This window comes from Seleniivibrio woodruffii (genome assembly GCF_004339245.1).
GTDB classification, from domain to species: domain Bacteria; phylum Chrysiogenota; class Deferribacteres; order Deferribacterales; family Geovibrionaceae; genus Seleniivibrio; species Seleniivibrio woodruffii.
In genome coordinates this window covers 597,407-613,735 of sequence record NZ_SMGG01000004.1, presented here as the reverse complement: position 1 = coordinate 613,735, position 16,329 = coordinate 597,407, and the positions used below count along the sequence as shown (strand labels likewise).

The 16,329-nt window shown below is 49.3% G+C and carries 20 protein-coding genes; 15 read left to right on the top strand and 5 right to left on the bottom strand.

Annotated features, from left to right (window positions below):
• The 11 genes from C8D98_RS09080 (at window position 1) to C8D98_RS09030 (ending at window position 10,348) form a co-directional block, all read left to right on the top strand.
• On the top strand, window positions 1–1,041 hold the full coding sequence (locus tag C8D98_RS09080; RefSeq protein ID WP_243640949.1) for an HD domain-containing phosphohydrolase: 1,041 nt from the start codon (window positions 1–3) through the stop codon (window positions 1,039–1,041).
• A gap of 209 nt (window positions 1,042–1,250) precedes the next feature.
• Complete coding sequence (locus tag C8D98_RS09075) at window positions 1,251–1,808, top strand: HD domain-containing protein (RefSeq protein ID WP_132873813.1); 558 nt, start codon at window positions 1,251–1,253, stop codon at window positions 1,806–1,808.
• 3 nt (window positions 1,809–1,811) lie between these two features.
• Window positions 1,812–2,573 (top strand): radical SAM protein, encoded by a 762-nt coding sequence (locus tag C8D98_RS09070; protein WP_132873812.1) that lies wholly within the window; start codon window positions 1,812–1,814, stop codon window positions 2,571–2,573.
• A 221-nt stretch (window positions 2,574–2,794) separates the two neighbouring features.
• Window positions 2,795–4,276 (top strand): anthranilate synthase component I family protein, encoded by a 1,482-nt coding sequence (locus C8D98_RS09065; protein ID WP_132873811.1) that lies wholly within the window; start codon window positions 2,795–2,797, stop codon window positions 4,274–4,276.
• Window positions 4,260–4,817, top strand: a complete 558-nt coding sequence (locus C8D98_RS09060) for an anthranilate synthase component II (protein WP_132873810.1) — start codon at window positions 4,260–4,262, stop codon at window positions 4,815–4,817. The genes C8D98_RS09065 and C8D98_RS09060 overlap by 17 nt, the downstream gene beginning before the upstream one ends.
• A complete protein-coding gene (gene trpD / locus C8D98_RS09055; protein WP_165871255.1) occupies window positions 4,817–5,806 on the top strand; it encodes an anthranilate phosphoribosyltransferase in 990 nt (329 codons plus the stop codon). The genes C8D98_RS09060 and trpD overlap by 1 nt, the downstream gene beginning before the upstream one ends.
• 1 nt (window position 5,807) lies before the next feature.
• Window positions 5,808–6,563 (top strand): indole-3-glycerol phosphate synthase TrpC, encoded by a 756-nt coding sequence (locus C8D98_RS09050; protein WP_132873808.1) that lies wholly within the window; start codon window positions 5,808–5,810, stop codon window positions 6,561–6,563.
• Window positions 6,560–7,087, top strand: a complete 528-nt coding sequence (locus C8D98_RS09045; protein WP_132873807.1) for a phosphoribosylanthranilate isomerase — start codon at window positions 6,560–6,562, stop codon at window positions 7,085–7,087. Before C8D98_RS09050 ends, C8D98_RS09045 begins: the two co-directional genes overlap by 4 nt.
• On the top strand, window positions 7,084–8,250 hold the full coding sequence (trpB, locus tag C8D98_RS09040) for a tryptophan synthase subunit beta (protein WP_132873806.1): 1,167 nt from the start codon (window positions 7,084–7,086) through the stop codon (window positions 8,248–8,250). The genes C8D98_RS09045 and trpB overlap by 4 nt, the downstream gene beginning before the upstream one ends.
• Window positions 8,247–8,945 carry a tryptophan synthase subunit alpha gene (trpA, locus tag C8D98_RS09035; RefSeq protein WP_132873805.1) on the top strand — a complete coding sequence of 233 codons (699 nt, stop codon included), beginning with the start codon at window positions 8,247–8,249 and terminating at the stop codon, window positions 8,943–8,945. The genes trpB and trpA overlap by 4 nt, the downstream gene beginning before the upstream one ends.
• A gap of 104 nt (window positions 8,946–9,049) precedes the next feature.
• Entirely contained in the window at window positions 9,050–10,348 is a 1,299-nt protein-coding gene (locus C8D98_RS09030; RefSeq protein ID WP_132873804.1) for a metallophosphoesterase family protein, read from the top strand.
• A gap of 124 nt (window positions 10,349–10,472) precedes the next feature.
• On the opposite strand, the gene C8D98_RS09025 is transcribed toward C8D98_RS09030, so the two are convergent.
• From C8D98_RS09025 to C8D98_RS09010, 4 genes are all read right to left on the bottom strand, one after another.
• Window positions 10,473–10,925 carry a MarR family winged helix-turn-helix transcriptional regulator gene (locus C8D98_RS09025; RefSeq protein ID WP_132873803.1) on the bottom strand — a complete coding sequence of 151 codons (453 nt, stop codon included), beginning with the start codon at window positions 10,923–10,925 and terminating at the stop codon, window positions 10,473–10,475.
• A 122-nt stretch (window positions 10,926–11,047) separates the two neighbouring features.
• Window positions 11,048–11,449, bottom strand: a complete 402-nt coding sequence (locus tag C8D98_RS09020) for a Fur family transcriptional regulator (protein ID WP_165871254.1) — start codon at window positions 11,447–11,449, stop codon at window positions 11,048–11,050.
• A 60-nt stretch (window positions 11,450–11,509) separates the two neighbouring features.
• The gene (locus C8D98_RS09015; protein WP_165871253.1) at window positions 11,510–12,457 is read right to left on the bottom strand and encodes a TAXI family TRAP transporter solute-binding subunit; all 948 of its coding nucleotides are present in this window, start codon (window positions 12,455–12,457) and stop codon (window positions 11,510–11,512) included.
• A gap of 35 nt (window positions 12,458–12,492) precedes the next feature.
• Window positions 12,493–13,233 (bottom strand): pseudouridine synthase, encoded by a 741-nt coding sequence (locus C8D98_RS09010; protein ID WP_132873800.1) that lies wholly within the window; start codon window positions 13,231–13,233, stop codon window positions 12,493–12,495.
• 55 nt (window positions 13,234–13,288) lie between these two features.
• Here C8D98_RS09010 and C8D98_RS09005 point away from each other — a divergent pair, with 55 nt between their 5' ends.
• Genes C8D98_RS09005 through tadA form a run of 4 tightly spaced genes read left to right on the top strand, consistent with a single transcriptional unit; the run spans window position 13,289 to window position 15,985 of the window.
• The gene (locus C8D98_RS09005; RefSeq protein WP_132873799.1) at window positions 13,289–14,065 is read left to right on the top strand and encodes a 50S ribosomal protein L11 methyltransferase; all 777 of its coding nucleotides are present in this window, start codon (window positions 13,289–13,291) and stop codon (window positions 14,063–14,065) included.
• Window positions 14,047–14,817, top strand: a complete 771-nt coding sequence (locus C8D98_RS09000; protein ID WP_132873798.1) for a metallophosphoesterase — start codon at window positions 14,047–14,049, stop codon at window positions 14,815–14,817. The genes C8D98_RS09005 and C8D98_RS09000 overlap by 19 nt, the downstream gene beginning before the upstream one ends.
• Entirely contained in the window at window positions 14,814–15,500 is a 687-nt protein-coding gene (locus C8D98_RS08995; RefSeq protein ID WP_165871252.1) for an RsmE family RNA methyltransferase, read from the top strand. Before C8D98_RS09000 ends, C8D98_RS08995 begins: the two co-directional genes overlap by 4 nt.
• The gene (gene tadA / locus C8D98_RS08990; RefSeq protein ID WP_132873796.1) at window positions 15,497–15,985 is read left to right on the top strand and encodes a tRNA adenosine(34) deaminase TadA; all 489 of its coding nucleotides are present in this window, start codon (window positions 15,497–15,499) and stop codon (window positions 15,983–15,985) included. Before C8D98_RS08995 ends, tadA begins: the two co-directional genes overlap by 4 nt.
• Here tadA and C8D98_RS08985 read toward each other — a convergent pair.
• On the bottom strand, window positions 15,948–16,313 hold the full coding sequence (locus tag C8D98_RS08985; RefSeq protein WP_132873795.1) for a PAS domain S-box protein: 366 nt from the start codon (window positions 16,311–16,313) through the stop codon (window positions 15,948–15,950). The two genes, tadA and C8D98_RS08985, sit on opposite strands and share 38 nt — an antisense overlap.
• Window positions 16,314–16,329: the final 16 nt, after the last annotated feature.

Here is a 16,329-nt window from a genome sequence, read left to right as displayed (position 1 = left end):
ATGGGCATTAACGGTAAAATTGTCTCTGTTGACGATAATAAACTGAACCTGATGCTCATAGAATCGATGCTGGAAAGCATGCATCTGGAGATAAAAAGTTTCACAGACCCCAGACAGGCGCTTCACTATATAAGATCATCCCAGCCGGATCTTATCCTTACGGACTACATGATGCCCGACATGGACGGCATATCTCTGATACGCAGTGTGCGTGAGTTCGACCATGACGTTCCCATGGTAATGATAACCGCTGTGGACGATGACGACAGCATCAAGCTTTCGGCTCTGAACGCCGGAGCTTCGGACTTTTTATATAAGCCTTTAAAGCTGTATGAGTTTCAGGTGCGGGTGAAAAACCTGCTGTCGCTCAGAAAAAATCAGCTTCTGCTGAAAGACCGTGCGGCTCTGCTTCAGCAGGAGGTGGAGATGGCCACGGAAAAGATCCGCATGCGGGAGTTTGAAACGCTGACCATTATAGGCCGTGCCAGTGAATATAAAGACACGGAGACAGGAAACCACATCAAGCGGGTTGCTCACTACAGCAAGGCACTTTCCGAGCATATCGGCATGGATCCGGAGTTTACGGATGCCCTCTATTTTTCCGCACCTCTGCACGACATAGGCAAGCTGGGCATACCCGACAGCATTCTGCTGAAACCGGGCAAGCTGGACGTTGAAGAATTTGCGGTGATGAAACAGCACACCACCATCGGCTATAAGATTCTGGCAGATTCCGAAGGTAAATATCTTAAATTCGGTGCTGAGATAGCCCTTTCCCATCACGAACGCTGGGACGGCAAAGGCTATCCGCAGGGGCTTGCAGAGGAAAATATTCCCATATGCGGGCGTATTGTCGCTGTCAGCGATGTTTTCGACGCGCTCCTTTCCAAGCGTACTTATAAAGAAAAATGGCAGTATGATGATGCCAGACAGTTTATAAAGGAGAACAGCGGGGTGATGTTCGATCCTTGTGTGGTCGATGCTTTCGACAAACTCAAGGGAGCTTTTCTGGACATAACCCGCAACTACGAGGACGACTAAATTTTAAGACAAAAAAGGTCTTGACAGAATTACAATAGCTCCTATCGTAGTTTCAAATACTCCTTTTGCAAAAAACGTCAAATATACGATTAGACGGTGCGGGGAAGGCAGACCCTGCACCGTTTTTAATCTACAGACAGCCAAAAAAGACATCTACCCAAAACCAATCTTTTTCATTATCATGTAAGAAAAAATGACCGGAGGACACCATGCAGGTCAACAGGGCTGATGCCTACAAAATTCTTACTGAATACACCAAATCCGATTCTCTCATAAAGCATGCCTTGAGCGTTGAACAGGCCATGAAAAAATATGCTGAAAAATTCGGCGAAGATGCCGAAAAATGGGGAGTTACAGGTCTTCTTCACGATTTTGACTACGAAAAATACCCCACACTGGAAGAACACCCCTACAAAGGAGTGGAAATTCTGCGGGGGATAGGATATCCGGAGGACATTCTGGAAGCCATCATGGGGCACGGAACATCAACGGGTGTTGCAAGGGTCACCCCTATGGCAAAAACCCTTTTTGCGGTGGACGAGCTTTGCGGTTTTCTGCTTGCCTGCGCATATGTAAGACCGGATAAGTCCATTGCAAACGTTGAGGTCAAAAGCGTTAAGAAGAAACTGAAAGATAAGGCGTTCGCCCGTGCGGTCAACCGTGAGGACATCACTCTGGGCATGGAGGAGATGGGGGTTGACGCCGACGAACATATTGCGTTTGTGATATCGGCTCTGGCTGAGATATCCGACGAACTTGGAGTGTAAACCATGAACAGGCTCACCGCTGTTGACTTGCATGACGGTCTGGCGGTGGAGACTGTCGTGTATCCATATGGCACCGTATGCATATCGTCTCAGGCAGGATGCCGCATGGCGTGCCCTTTCTGTGCGTCAGGCCGCAAGGGACTGGTCAGAAGTCTCACCGCAGAGGAGATGCTTTTGCAGGTTGAGACCGCACCGTCCGCAAAGCGGGTCACTGTTTCCGGCATAGGCGAACCTCTGGACAACTTTGATGAGGTGGCGAGGTTCATTGCCCTGTGTCCGCTTCCCGTCTCCGTGACCACTACGGCAAGCAGTACCGAACTGCTGAAAAAACTCCTGCTACTGCCACACAACGGAGTGATGATCTCCATCCACGGCGGCACTGAGGAAGCTCACAAAAAACTTGTGCCCAAGGCTCCTCCGCTAATAGAGATATACAGTGCACTTGCTTCCGCATGGGAGCAGATGTCTGTCAGAGCCAGAAAAAGGGTGGGGCTGAACTATCTGCCCGTGGCCGGAATAAATGACAGCGAAGAGGAGATTGAGCTTTTCGCTCAGGCGGCGTTGAAGTTTCCGGAATCGTCCGTTCATCTGCTCAGTCTCAACAAAGTGCCAAACAGCCCTTTTCAGCCTGTCAGCCATGCCCGCAGGGATGAGATATTTCAGCTTCTCAGGGGACAGGGCATAAACGTCCGCAGGGCTAACGCATTCCGCAGACAGGAGAAAGGAGGCTGCGGAACATTGTGGCTAAAAAAATATATTGACTAGGTGATAAATTTTATGCATTATACGTTCATGAATATTTTTGCAGCTAAATCAAACGTTAAAAATTGGTGGTGGCGTTCATCTTCTGAATAAGAGGTTTTCGCCATGAGTTTGTGTATAACAGCCGTGCGGTGAAAACCGCACGGCTTTTTTGTTGCCTTACAGGGCCGTGTTCTAACAAGACACGGCCTTTTTTTTTGAATTTTAAACCACAAGGAGATAAAATGAACCTCAGACAGCCCGTTTACCCCGACAGGGAATCGTTTCTGGAACTGGCGAAGGAATACGACAGAGTGACTGTCTACCGCGAGATAATGGGCGACACCTTCACCCCTATCTCCCTCCTGCGCAACTTCACCAACGAAGAGAATGTGTTTCTTCTGGAGAGTGCGAATCTGGATAAAACATTCTCCCGTTTCTCATTTTTCGGAAACAACCCCAAAAGGGTCATAACCTTTCAGAACGACACTGTAACAGAGAAATCCGGCGGCAAAAAGAAGACCTTTTCAATGAACCCCATGGACTACATGGCACAGCAATTTTATGCTGAAAAGGGTTACAATGACGGTAAATTCGGCGATTTCGCCGGAGGTTTTGCGGGATTTTTCGCTTACGAGTCCATAAACTACATGGGAGTGCTGAAACAGCCCGTAAAATGCTCAAAGGACAGCAAACTTCTGGGGTTCATGGAGGTTGACGAGTTCTTTGTATTCGACAACCATCTTTCAAAACTCTATGCCGCTGTGAGCATGAAAACCGCAAACGGTGAAGAGGCATACGAAAAGGCTCTGAAACGCACACAGAAAATGGCGGGTGAGCTTAACCGGTTCAACTTCGACAACTTCGATTCCGATCTTGACTGCGAAATAGTTAAGGACATGGAGCAGGAAGAGTTCATGAGAGCCGTTGAGCAGGTCAAGGGCGAGATAACCGAAGGCGAGGGCATACAGATAGTCATAAGCAACGCATACCGCATCAAGGGCAGTCTGAACCCTCTGAGCCTCTACAGAGCACTGAGAAACATCAACCCTTCGCCCTACATGTTCTTCCTGAAATTCGGAAAAGAGGTGCTTCTGGGTGCATCACCCGAGATACACCTTAAAATACGCAACAGAACAGCTACACTTAAGCCTATCGCAGGCACATATCCCATCACAGCGGACATTGAGGCGGCGAAGGCGGCACTGCTGGCGGACACCAAAGAATGTGCAGAGCACCTGATGCTGCTGGATCTTGCCCGCAACGACCTCTACACCTGCTGTAAGCCTGAAAGCGTGCAGGTTGTTCAGGAGTTCATTCCTGAGGTCTACAGCCACGTTATCCATATCGTCAGCGAAGTTCAGGGCGTTCTGGAGGACAGGGCGACACCGCTGGCTCTCTTCATGCGCAGTTTCCCCGCCGGAACGGTTTCCGGTGCGCCTAAGGTTCGTGCGATGGAGCTTATCGAGCAGTATGAAAAATCCGAGAGAGGTTTTTATGCGGGATGCGTGGGCTATTTCGGCTACAGCGGCAACATGGACACCTGCATAACAATCAGAAGCGCATTCGTAACTCCTAAAGAAACGGTGCTCAGAGCCGGTGCGGGGATAGTTTACGATTCAGTGCCCGAAAAGGAATTTAAAGAGGTCGAGAACAAGCTCGGCGCATTATTCGCCGCATACAAAAGCATTGCGGCTGCGGAGGGAAGAGATGTTTCTGTTAGTTGATAACTACGATTCGTTCACATACAACCTGTACGCACTGTTCAGACTGGCAGGCGCAGAGGTTGACGTTATAAAAAACACCGAGTTCAGAGAGGCTGATGGCTATAAGGGGATAATCCTTTCCCCCGGCCCATCAAGCCCCAAAAACTCAGGAACCACACTTAAATACCTAGAGCTTTACACAGGCAAAATTCCCATGATGGGCGTTTGTCTGGGGATGCAGGCAATGGGTTATCATCTGGGCTACGAGGTGCGCAGTGCGAAATCGGTTATGCACGGCAAGACCGACATTATGAAAAAGACCCGTGAGTCGAAACTGTTTGCGGGAATCAAGGACGGGTTCACAGCCGTTCGCTACCATTCCCTTGCGGTGTCCGCTCCCGAAAGCGTTATAACCTCTGTTGCAGGGTCGGACGGCGAATGTATGGCGATGGAGGACGAGGCAAACAAACTTTACGGGGTGCAGTTTCACCCCGAATCGGTGCTGAGTGCCCATGGCGACGTTATGGTCAGAAATTTCATGAACATCTGCGGGGTGAAGTGATGAGCGTTGAACTTGTAAAAAAATCATGCATGGGCGGAAGCCTGACCTTCGAAGAGACGTACAGCGCCTTCATCGACATGATGGACGGCAAGATGGAAGAGGCGGAAATAGCCGGAATACTCATCTCCATGCGCCTGAGAGGCGAGACCGTGGACGAGATAGCCGGAGCCGCCAGAGCTATGAACGAGAAAAAGATATCATTCGACACCGACACGCAGGTCTATGACACCTGCGGAACAGGCGGCAGCGGAAAATCCACAATGAACGTATCCTCCGCCGTTGCGGTTCTGCTTTCGGCGATGGGCTATCCCGTCGTTAAACACGGGAACCGTGCGGTGAGCGGCGTAGTCGGTTCTGCGGATATTTTTGAAATGTCGGGCGTTCCCGTCAGCAGTGAAAAGAACGATATGCAGGGTTATTTCCTGAAACATAATTTCGCTTTCCTCTTTGCGCCGATGTACCATCCCGCTCTGAAATATGCGGGAGCTGTGCGCAGAAAACTGCGTGTGCCCACCATATTCAACTTTCTGGGGCCGCTGGCAAACCCTGCCAACGTTGGCGGGCAGATTGTGGGGATGGCGATGCGCGACAAACTGGCAATTCTGGCCGAAAGTCTTCTGATGCTGGGGCGTGACAGGGTAGCGGTCTATTCGTCTCTGGATGGATACGATGAGATATCCTCTTTCGCCCCCACAGAGGTTCATGAGGTTTCCGCAGGCAGGATAATCAAGCATTTCATCAACCCTGCCGAATATTTTACACCCTTCCACATGCCGATTATAAAGGACAACAAAGAGGCGGAATATTACTTTAATCTGGCGATATCACCGAAGGGCGGTGAATATTCGAAGCTGATAGCACTGAACGCAGGACTTGCGCTCACGGTTTTCGGCAAAGCGGACAACATCCGTGACGGATTCGGACAGGCTCTGGCTGTTATAAACAGCGGCGCAGTGCTTGAGAAACTCTCCAGCCTGAAAGGAAACTGATATGTCTGTACTGGCAAAGATTCTGGAAAACAAAAAGAAAGAAGTTGCGGTTATGACAGTTCCCGCTTTTCAGAGAAAAAAGGCGGTTCTGGATTTTAAAGCCTCTCTGACTGCAAAGCCTTTCATCTGCGAGGTAAAAAAAGCCTCGCCGACACTGGGGGACATAAACGTGGGGGCTGATCCCGTGGTGACCGCCCTGCGCTATGAAAGGATGGGGGCAGGAGCAGTCAGCGTGCTGACGGATAAGGAGTTCTTTAAAGGAAGTTTTGAATATATGCGTGAGGTGGCGGAGGACATAAACGTTCCCGTGCTCTGCAAAGATTTCATTATAGACGAAAAACAGATAAACACAGCATACGTTTACGGTGCGGATGCCGTTCTTCTGATGGCAACGGCACTGTCGAAAGGTCAGTATGCGAGGCTGTACGACTGCGCAAAAACAAAAGGGCTGGCGGTGCTGACGGAGATTCACGAGGAGGAGGAATACGATATCGTAGCCTCCGTAAACCCAGATATTGTGGGAGTGAACGCCCGCAATCTGAAAACACTTGAGATAGATATGGACAAAGCGGCGGGGATAATCTCCCGTCTTGGAGGCGGTCATTTCAGGGTTGCCGAAAGCGGCATGAAGACTGCGGACGATATCAGAAAGATGCGTGCGGCGGGAGCCGATGCTTTTCTGGTTGGCTCGGGGCTTATGTCGTCTGAAAATCCGGAGGCTGTGTTTGCCGATATGGCATCGGGGCTTAAAGCGTGATAAAGATATGCGGGGTGAAAGACCTTGAAACCGCTGAAAAATGTATTGAGCTGGGTGCGGACATCATAGGTTTCGTTGCCCACAGGGCAAGCAGAAGATATCTTTCAGCGGATGACGTTAAAACTATAGTAAACGCTATCGGTGGCAGAGTAAAGACCTGTGCTGTCGGGTTTACTCTGGCCGAGTGCAAAGGCTATGAAACTGACTACGTTCAGGCAAACGATGCAAATTTTGCGGAGAACCACATTCTGAGCGGACATGAGAGACCATCCGGCACTTTCCGATACTTTCTGTTCGACAAGAGCAGCGGAAAGGGCGAAACCTGCGAATATCCGGAATGGACAGCAGAATTTGCAGACAGGCTGATCCTTGCGGGCGGGCTGACGCCTGAGAACGTGGGCGATGTCATCCGCAGATACAGGCCATTCGGTGTGGACGTTTCCAGCGGGGTCGAGACTGACGGCGTTAAAGATATAAAAAAGATAGCAGAATTTATAAAACGGGCTAATGAGGCGTTCAAATGATTAAAAAGGCTTTTTATGGAGAATACGGCGGGCAGTTTGTGCCTGAAACCCTGATTCCTGCTCTGGATGAGCTGGAATTCTGGTTCAATAAGCTGAAAAATGATGAAAAATTCAATAAAGAACTGGATTCACTGCTGAAATCCTATGCGGGAAGACCCACTCCCGTTTATAAGGCTGAGAATCTGTCGAAAGAGCTTGGCTGTGAGCTGTATCTGAAAAGGGAAGACCTGATGCACACGGGTGCGCACAAGGTCAACAACACTCTGGGGCAGGCTCTGGTGACCAAATATATGGGCAAAAAACGTGTGATAGCCGAAACAGGCGCAGGTCAGCACGGGGTGGCAACCGCCACTGCGGCGGCACTGTTCGGCATGGAATGCACGGTCTTCATGGGTGAGGTGGACGCCCGCAGACAGGAGCCGAATGTAAAGCGTATGCAGCTTCTGGGTGCGGAGGTCGTCCGTGTTCAGGACGGTCAGCGCACTCTGAAAGACGCAACAAACGCAGCTCTGCGTGAGTGGGTGGCCAGTGTCGAAACAACACATTACATAATCGGAAGTATCGTCGGCCCTTATCCTTTCCCTGAGATGGTGGCATACTTCCAGTCGGTGATAGGCATTGAGGCGAACGCACAGTGCAGAGAACTGGGGTTCGACCCCGACTGTGTTGTTGCTTGTGTTGGCGGCGGAAGCAACGCCATCGGAATCTTTCAGGGATTTCTGGACAACCCTGCCGTCAGCATCTATGGAGTTGAGGCGGGCGGAGTGTCCGACAAGGACGGTGAGCATGCCAGAACAATAGGCATGGGCAAACCGGGTATACTCCACGGTGCATATTCCTATCTCGTTCAGACCCCCGAGCATCAGGTGGCGGACGTACATTCCATTTCCGCAGGGCTTGACTATCCGGGCATAGGCCCCGTCCATGCCATGCTGAACGATTCCGGTCGTGTCACATACGGCTATGTGCGTGACGACCACGCTCTGAACGCATTCAAACTGCTCACCCGCAGAGAGGGGATAATTCCCGCTCTGGAATCAAGCCATGCTCTTGCGTATGTTATTGAGAACAAAGAGCAGTTCAAAGGAAAAAAAGTGCTCGTGAATCTTTCGGGCAGGGGCGATAAGGACATGGCATCCATCCTTGAAAGGGGGCTTGTATGAGAGGTTTTTATATTGTCGGCGGATACCCCGACAGGGAAAGTTTTAGAAAATGCCTGAACGCACTGGCGGAAGCGGGCTTTGAGTTCATAGAGATAGGCATTCCCTTCAGCGAACCTGTGGCGGACGGTCCCGTTATTGCATCTGCAATACACGAGGCTGTCACAAAGGGAGTGGATATTGAGGCTATCATGGCGGAAGTGCGGGAGATGAAGCAGAAATACCCGTCCGTGTGCGCCACTGTAATGACCTATGCAAACATTATCCACGGCTACGGCGAAAAGAAATTCTCCGAAGATTTCGGCGATATCCTGAGCGGGGTCATAATCCCCGATCTGCCCGCCAGAATGCACTACTGGATGAAGGAGAAGGGGCTGACCATTCCCGTTATCCCTTTTGTCACCCCTGTTTCAAGGGATGAGGACATCGAAGCCATAAAGGATACGGATGCGCCTTTCGTCTACTACATCAGCATCATGGGTGTTACAGGCTCTGACAGGCAGGGTACGCAGAACGACAGGGCGGAGCTGGCGAAAAAACTCACCGGGAAGACCGTTGTGACTGGTTTCGGTATCCGCACTCCGGAGGATGCATCAAAAGCCATAGCGGCAACGGGCGGTTTTGTGATCGGTACGGAAGTGGTTAAAAGACAAGGAAATTTTGAGGAGTTCTCAAAATACATAGCCGATTTCCGTTAAGCGGCATAATCAAATTTGTTCAATATTGAACAACCATCTGATACGCCCGTGAAATAAATAGGTTAAGAGACCTCAGATACTTTATTTATCCGGAGGTCTCTTTTATGTTCAGCATTTCAAGAAGAAATCTGCTCCGCTCCACTGCCGTAATCGGTACAGGCCTTTCTCTGGGTCTTACCACGGGCTGTTCCGATTCCGACACTCAGACACAGGCCAGATTCGCAGTCCTCTCCGATCCTCACGTTTATGACACATCGCTGGGAACAACAGGCACAGCTTTCGAAGACTACCTCGCCCACGACAGAAAAATGCTCGCCGAAAGCACGGAGATAATGGAAGCCATGGCGGCGAAACTTTCGGCTGTGGATAAGCTCGATTTCCTGCTTATCCCCGGTGATCTGACAAAGGACGGCGAAAAAGTGAGCCATCAGAAAATGGCTTCAATACTTGCAACTCTAAACAGTAAAGGGATAGCGACCTACGTTGTCCCCGGTAACCACGACATAAACAATCCCCATGCCGTCTCTTTCAGCGGCAGCACAACAACAAAGGTCGCTTCCGTTACCCCTGCTGAGTTTGCGGAGATACACAAAAACAGCGGCTTTAGCAATGCTATCTACAGGGATTCAAACTCACTGAGCTACATCGCCGAACCCGCTGACAACGTGTGGCTGTTCGCCATCGACTCATGCAAATATGACGACAACGGCACCTATCCGGAAACGTCCGGAGAAATATCCGCCGCAACACTCAGCTGGATCCTTTCCAAGCTGACCGAGGCAAAATCTAAGGGTAAACTCGTGATAGGCATGATGCACCACGGTATAATAGCCCACTTCGCCGCCCAGCCTCTGCTTTTTGCCGAATACGTTCTGGACGAATACACCACAGTGGGTGCGGCTCTCGCCAACGCAGGGATGAACATTGTTTTCACAGGACATTTCCATGCGCAGGACGTTGTTAAATACAGCTTCTCAAACAGCGTGATGTATGATGTTGAGACGGGTTCCGGAGTGACGGCTCCCTGTCCTTACAGAATAATAGATCTGGATATACCCGCTAAGAAATTCGATATCAAAAGCTACGAGATAGATTCAATCCCGTCAAAAACCGATTTTGCGACGTATAAAAAGGACTTTGTGGAGCAGGGGATGCTTGAGCTTTACACGGCTCTGGGACCTTCATACGGTCTGCCGACGGCATATGCTTCTGTGGGTGCAGAGATTCACGTTGCCCACTACAAAGGGGACGAGACCTTCGCCTCTCTCAGCGCACAGTCTCAGGGTGTGGTTCAGGCCATGATGGCAAGCACGGATGCTTCGGCACAGCAGCTGGGATATGCTATGTATGATTTTGCGCAGGACGGGGCACCCGGTGATAATGATCTGATAATTACTCTCTGACGAGATCCTTCAGCTAAGCCTCAGGATGACGGTTGTGTGGTGTCATTCTGAGCGCAGCGAAGAATCTCGCTAACGAGACCCTTCAGTATACAAAAAAAAGGTCATCCTTGGATGACCTTTTTTCTTATTCCAGCTCGATTTTTTTAATGTCCGGATCCAGTGAGTTGATGATAATATCCAGAGTGTTCAGGATATTCTGGAGATCCGCCGGCGACAGCTTATCCTTATCAAAAAAACAATCGTCTTCCATTTGTCTCATCAGCTGCGCCGTATAACTAATACCTTCTTCGGTCGCTTCCAGATAGATAGTTCTTCTGTCTGCGTCTTTTTTAACACGTTTAACAAAGCCCTTGCTCTCAAGTCTGTCAACAATACCTGTCAGGGCGCTGTTGTTCAGGTTGACGGATTTTGTAAGTTCGGTGAGGTTCATCGAACTCCTGCTAGTGATTTCATAAAGACACAGCATCTGCGGAAGCGTAACATGATACTGCTTATCGAGGTGCTTGGAATATTTGTCCAGGAAGCGTGAAAGCTTACGAATCTGGACGATGGTTTGCATGCAGGCATTTTTGCTCATATTACCCACCATAAGTAATGGAGAATCATAGACGAAAACAAAATATAAATCAATGGGCAGTTTTTAAAAGAATGAGAGTAAGATAGAAAAAGGAGTAAAAAAGACGTAAAAAGATTGTCAGATTAAGCGCAATCCGAACATTTGCCGTATACTGTGATTTTACAGCCTATAATATTTCTACCTGAAAGTGAAGCGATTTTTTCTCTGACGTCTTCAGTTTCGATATGAAGGTCTTCTATCTTTCCGCAGTTGTCGCAGATGTGGTGGATGTGCTGGTGTATATTTAGCTCGTATAAGGTTTTTTTACCTTCAACGTTCAGCTCGCTGACTATTCCCGCTTCCATGAGTGAGTGGATATTTTTGTATACAGTTGCAAGCGACAGAGATATTATCTTCTTTTTCAGCCTTGTGTAGAGCGTATCAATGTCGATGTGCCCCGCATCAAGTATCTCTCCGCAGATGAGAAGTCTTTGAGCCGTAGCTCTCAGGCCGTGGCTTCTAAGTATGTGTTCAACGTTATACATATTTTCCATGTCTAATGATATATTTTAGGACAAATTTTGTCAACTATAACCTAATAAAATTTATCTAATCATACCTTTTTCTCTCCAGAAACGGACAGCTCCGTCATGGGGAGGGATAAGCATGCGTTGCTGCTCATAGTTAAGCGGAATTTCAACTGCCGCCGGATGCTGGGTGGTCATATAGCTGACAGACGAAGGGTTATATATCATGTTCAGCATATCCCTGACCTCTTTTTCCGAAGTATAGAGGTTTGTCAGAAGTATAACATCTGATTCTACAGTATCAATATTTTTATTGACCCCGTTGTAGGTCCCTATGGGTATTTTGACCGAACGGTAATATCTGTTTGCGGCCAGAATCCGCTTCATATCGCTTTCCATGCTTATCAGGCGGGCATTGTTGTTGTTCAGCATATCGGTTACCGAGGGATTTGGCACTCCCGCCAGAATCCATACCGCATCTATTATTCCCGCTTTAAAGGCGGCTTCGGCCTGACGATAGCCTATGAAATATTTAGTTGTGCTGTTCCACACGCCTATGGACGAAAGAATCCTCTCCGCACTGCTGGCGGCTCCCGTTCCTGCCTCTCCCACAGCAACCCGTTTGTCAGCAAGATCGTGCAGGGTTTTTATTGTGGAGCTGTTCTGCACCAGAACGTGTGCCTTTGCTGTGAAAAGCAGGCCTGCGCCGTATATTCGGGTATATTTTGTGTTGTCGCCTTTCAGAAGTCCCCGTCTGGCCAGATATGCGTCTTCGGCATAAACAGTGGCAAAGCCAGCCTGTCCGCTGTTCAGCATACGGATGTTCTCTATGGAGCCTTTGGTGGGCACGGGTGTTATCTTCATTCCGTATTTTTCACCCAGTTTTGCTATCCCGTTGGCAAAATACATGAATGTGCCGCCGTCGGGGCCGCCGCAAAATCTGAACTCATTTGGCGCGGCAAAAGACTTCTGCACTGAAAATAAGGTTAAAACTGCGATGAGGGCTGAAAGGATATATTTTTTCATAAGATAAATTAACATCAAACAGTGCGGTTTACAAATCAATTTGAAAATAAGTAAAATGAGTCGGTGAGGCGGCTGTTTGCGGAAAATCCGTTTATTTCGGTGAATGCACAGTGGAGCATGATGCGGCAGTGTTCGGTTCCGCCGTATAGCGTGTCCCCTGCGATGGGGTGTCTGAGGTGTGCAAGAAAGGCTCTCAGCTGATGTCGGGCGGCTTTTTCTATCTCCGCCTGAACCAGTGTGAATCCGTTTTTGTATGACAGAGGGGTGAAGACCGTTCTGTTGCCGCCGGACAGGTCTGTAACTTTAACCTTTGTCCGTTTCCCGGCATCAATCAGATTATCCATGGTGACGGATCCTGTCATTTCGCCTGAAACATAAGCCAGATATATTTTTTTCTGGGAGACAACCTCAACCCCTTTGCGAACTGCGGCTATCACCCCGTCTGTGGTGAAATCCAGTCTTGAGATGAGTTCATGTTCATGTGAATAAGCCGCCAGAATATCCTCCATGGTGACGGGATCGTCTATCCTGTGGCGTTCTGAGTGCATGAAAACCGGCTTATCGAAGAAAATAACGTCGCCGGAATCCGCCAAAAGATACTTTTCCGGCTCTGTTTTCTGCTTTTCGGGTATTTTCAGCTCAAAATCCTCATCGATACAGTCTGTGTCCTTGCGGACTGGTTTTCCGTTAAGGGTTACAAGCCCTTCCAGAATATACTGTTTTGCGCTTCTTGCAGAAATTCCGTATTTTACCGACAATTTTTTTGAGATTTTCATATATTTTTAATCTCACATGCTTTAACTTTTTTCAAGATATGATATAAGGATTTCTATGTACGAATACAGATTTAAACAATTATCGGAGGAATCCGTAACAATTCTGGAAGATATGGGAATTTATCCCATAGAGGAAGACTTCAAAGGTCAGGAACTGTGCTTTGTGGTGTACTTTGGCGACGGGCTGGAGGACATCATTAAAGACGAATGGTATCAGAAGGTTGAGGTTGAAGAGACGGGATGGGACACCAAATGGAAGGAGTTCATCAAGCCCGGCAACCTGACAGACAGCCTGAAATACGTTTTCGACCTTGATGCGGTCTCCGACAGCGGAACAATAATCATCAACCCCGCCATGGCATTCGGCACGGGGACACACGCAACAACACGCTGTGCGGCACGCCTGCTTGAGGACGTGGTCAGCGGCAAAAATGTTGCCGATGTGGGCTGCGGAAGCGGCATTCTGGCCATTGCGGCGGCAAAGAGGGGCGCAAAGGACGTTTATGCGTTCGACATTGATCCTGAAGCCCTTGACAACACACTTGAGAACATCGAGCGCAACCATGTGAACGTTAAGGCATGGACAGGGGATATCGACAGCCTTACAGAGAAGGTTGACGTTATTGTGGCGAACATCATAACAAGCGTTCTGAAGGTCATCCATCCCCCCGTGCTTGAGATGAAACCGGAATACATCGTCTATTCGGGCATTCTGGCAGAGGAATATGAAGAGTTTATGAAAGAGATAGACATAAAGGATTACGATATCGTCCGCACGGTGAACGAGGCGGAGTGGTGCGGGGTGCTTCTTAAATGCCGTTCACAGCAGTAATCGGCGACATCCACGGGTGCATCCGCACTCTGGACAGGCTGATAAACCGCATTGAGGCACGCTACTCGGACGTAAACTACATCTCTCTGGGGGATATAGTCGACCGTGGATTCCACAGCCTTGAGGTCACGGAGCTGTTCATGGAGATGAAAAAGCAGGGCAGGTTCCGCATGCTTCTGGGCAACCATGAGGACATGATGCTGGACTACACTGGTCTGTCCGCCGTTTATGCGCCGAATGCGTGGTTCGGCACAGGCGGAAAGCTCACCGTTTCGTCATTCAGCAGGAAGGAACTGGATAACAAGCTGACTCTGGGAACCGTAACCAACTGGGATTTCAAACCCTATCTGGAGCCGTATCAGGAGTTTTTTGATTCGGCGGAGATGTATTTCGGCTACGACTATCCCAGAAACAAATATATGTTCTCCCATGCCGGCCTCGGCCCCTCAAACGGCAAGGTGGGCAGGGTGACAGAATACAGCCGCCGCAAGGATTATCTTTATATCTGGACAAGGGACACAGAACAAAGCCAGAAGAAGCATTTCGGTTATACCATGGTTCACGGGCACACACCCGTTAAAAAGGTCGATCCCCAGCATAACCCCAGAACCCCGTTCGTTAACAGGAATAAGGCGGGAGAGCTTGTGTCGGTCAATCTGGACACAGGATGCGTCTACGGCTATGCCCTGAGCGCAATGGTGATAGACGATGCGGGGGATTTCGAGTTCGTCAGCGAGAGGTGTATGGATTGAAACGCATATTCTATGAAGGCATGATAAATGATGTTTTCAGCCTTGAAGGCGATGTTTTCCATTATCTGAAAAACGTGGTCAGGGCGAAAGAGGGTGATACTCTCGGAGTTCTGACACCCTCACAATATGCCGAATGCACGATCACCGAACTGGGCAAACGGTCGGCCTCCGTCCATGCGGACATAGTTCGTGAGACTAAAAGGCACGACTACAGGCTGACTGTCTATCAGTGCCTTTTAAAGCGTGAATACATGGATTTTGCCGTTGAGAAATACAGCGAACTGGGAGCGACCGAGATAGTCCCCGTTGTGAGCAGACGAAGCCTGAACGAGCTTAAGGACAAGACCCGTGACAGGTTCACGGACATAGCCGTTAAGGCTGTGCTCCAGTCGGAGAACGAACAGCTTCCAGTCATAGCCGACAGCATCGATATCAGCGATATAACCCCCTGCGGAACTGAGAATATTGTTTTCTACGAGAGAGCAGAGACTATGGGAATGCCTCCCGTTTCAAAGGATATGAGCATTGTCATAGGGCCTGAGGGCGGGTTTACCGAGGAAGAGATCTCAATGCTTGCCGCCAAAGGATTTAAAATCATAAAACCTGTCAGTCAGATATTGAAAGCGGAGACGGCGTCTGTGGTTTTCACAGGCTACGTCCGTATGATGCAGGATAATATATGACCTTTACCGCAGACGATGAAAAATTTATGCGTCTTGCCATAGAGCAGGCGAAACTGGCGGGGGAGGAGGGCGAAGTGCCCATCGGTGCCGTGGTCGTTTATAACGGCGAGGTTATCGGCAGGGGATTTAACCGCAAAAACTCCGGCAGGTCTGCTCTGAAGCATGCGGAGATAGTGGCCATAGAGGACGCATCGAAGCATTTCGGCGACTGGCGGCTTGATGAATGCTCGCTGTATGTCACCCTTGAACCCTGTCTCATGTGCGCGGGAGCCATAATTCATGCCAGGGTGCGCAATGTTATCTTCGGTGCGGCAGAGCCCAAATTCGGCGGCGTTGTTTCACTGGCAAACACATTCGACATAGAGAAGCTCAACCACAGGGTGAACTATGCGGGCGGTCTCTTTGCCGATGAGATATCTCTGATGCTCAAAGACTTTTTCAAAACCATCAGGAGCGCAAAGTCACGTCCCTTATCACAGACGTGAACCCGACGTTTTCGCCGTTTTCTTCGATTATCTGCATTGAAAACTCTATTATCAGCTTTTCGCCGCTCTTCTTTATTGCGGGAACTTTCAGCATTTTTCCTCTGTAGGACGTTTCTCCTGTTTCAAGGACTTTAAACCAGCCTTTCCAGTGTCTGTCTCTGTGCTTTTCGGGGATGATAAGATCGAGGTTCGCTCCCTCAGCTTCGTCCCTAGTAAAGCCGAAAATGCGCTCACAGCCGTAGTTCCAGTATCTTATTATGCCCTCTTTGTCGGCATAGAGAATCCCGTCGTCCGCTTTTTCCGCCATCTGTCTGAGAAAGTCTGTCATGGAGTCCTCCTGTCTT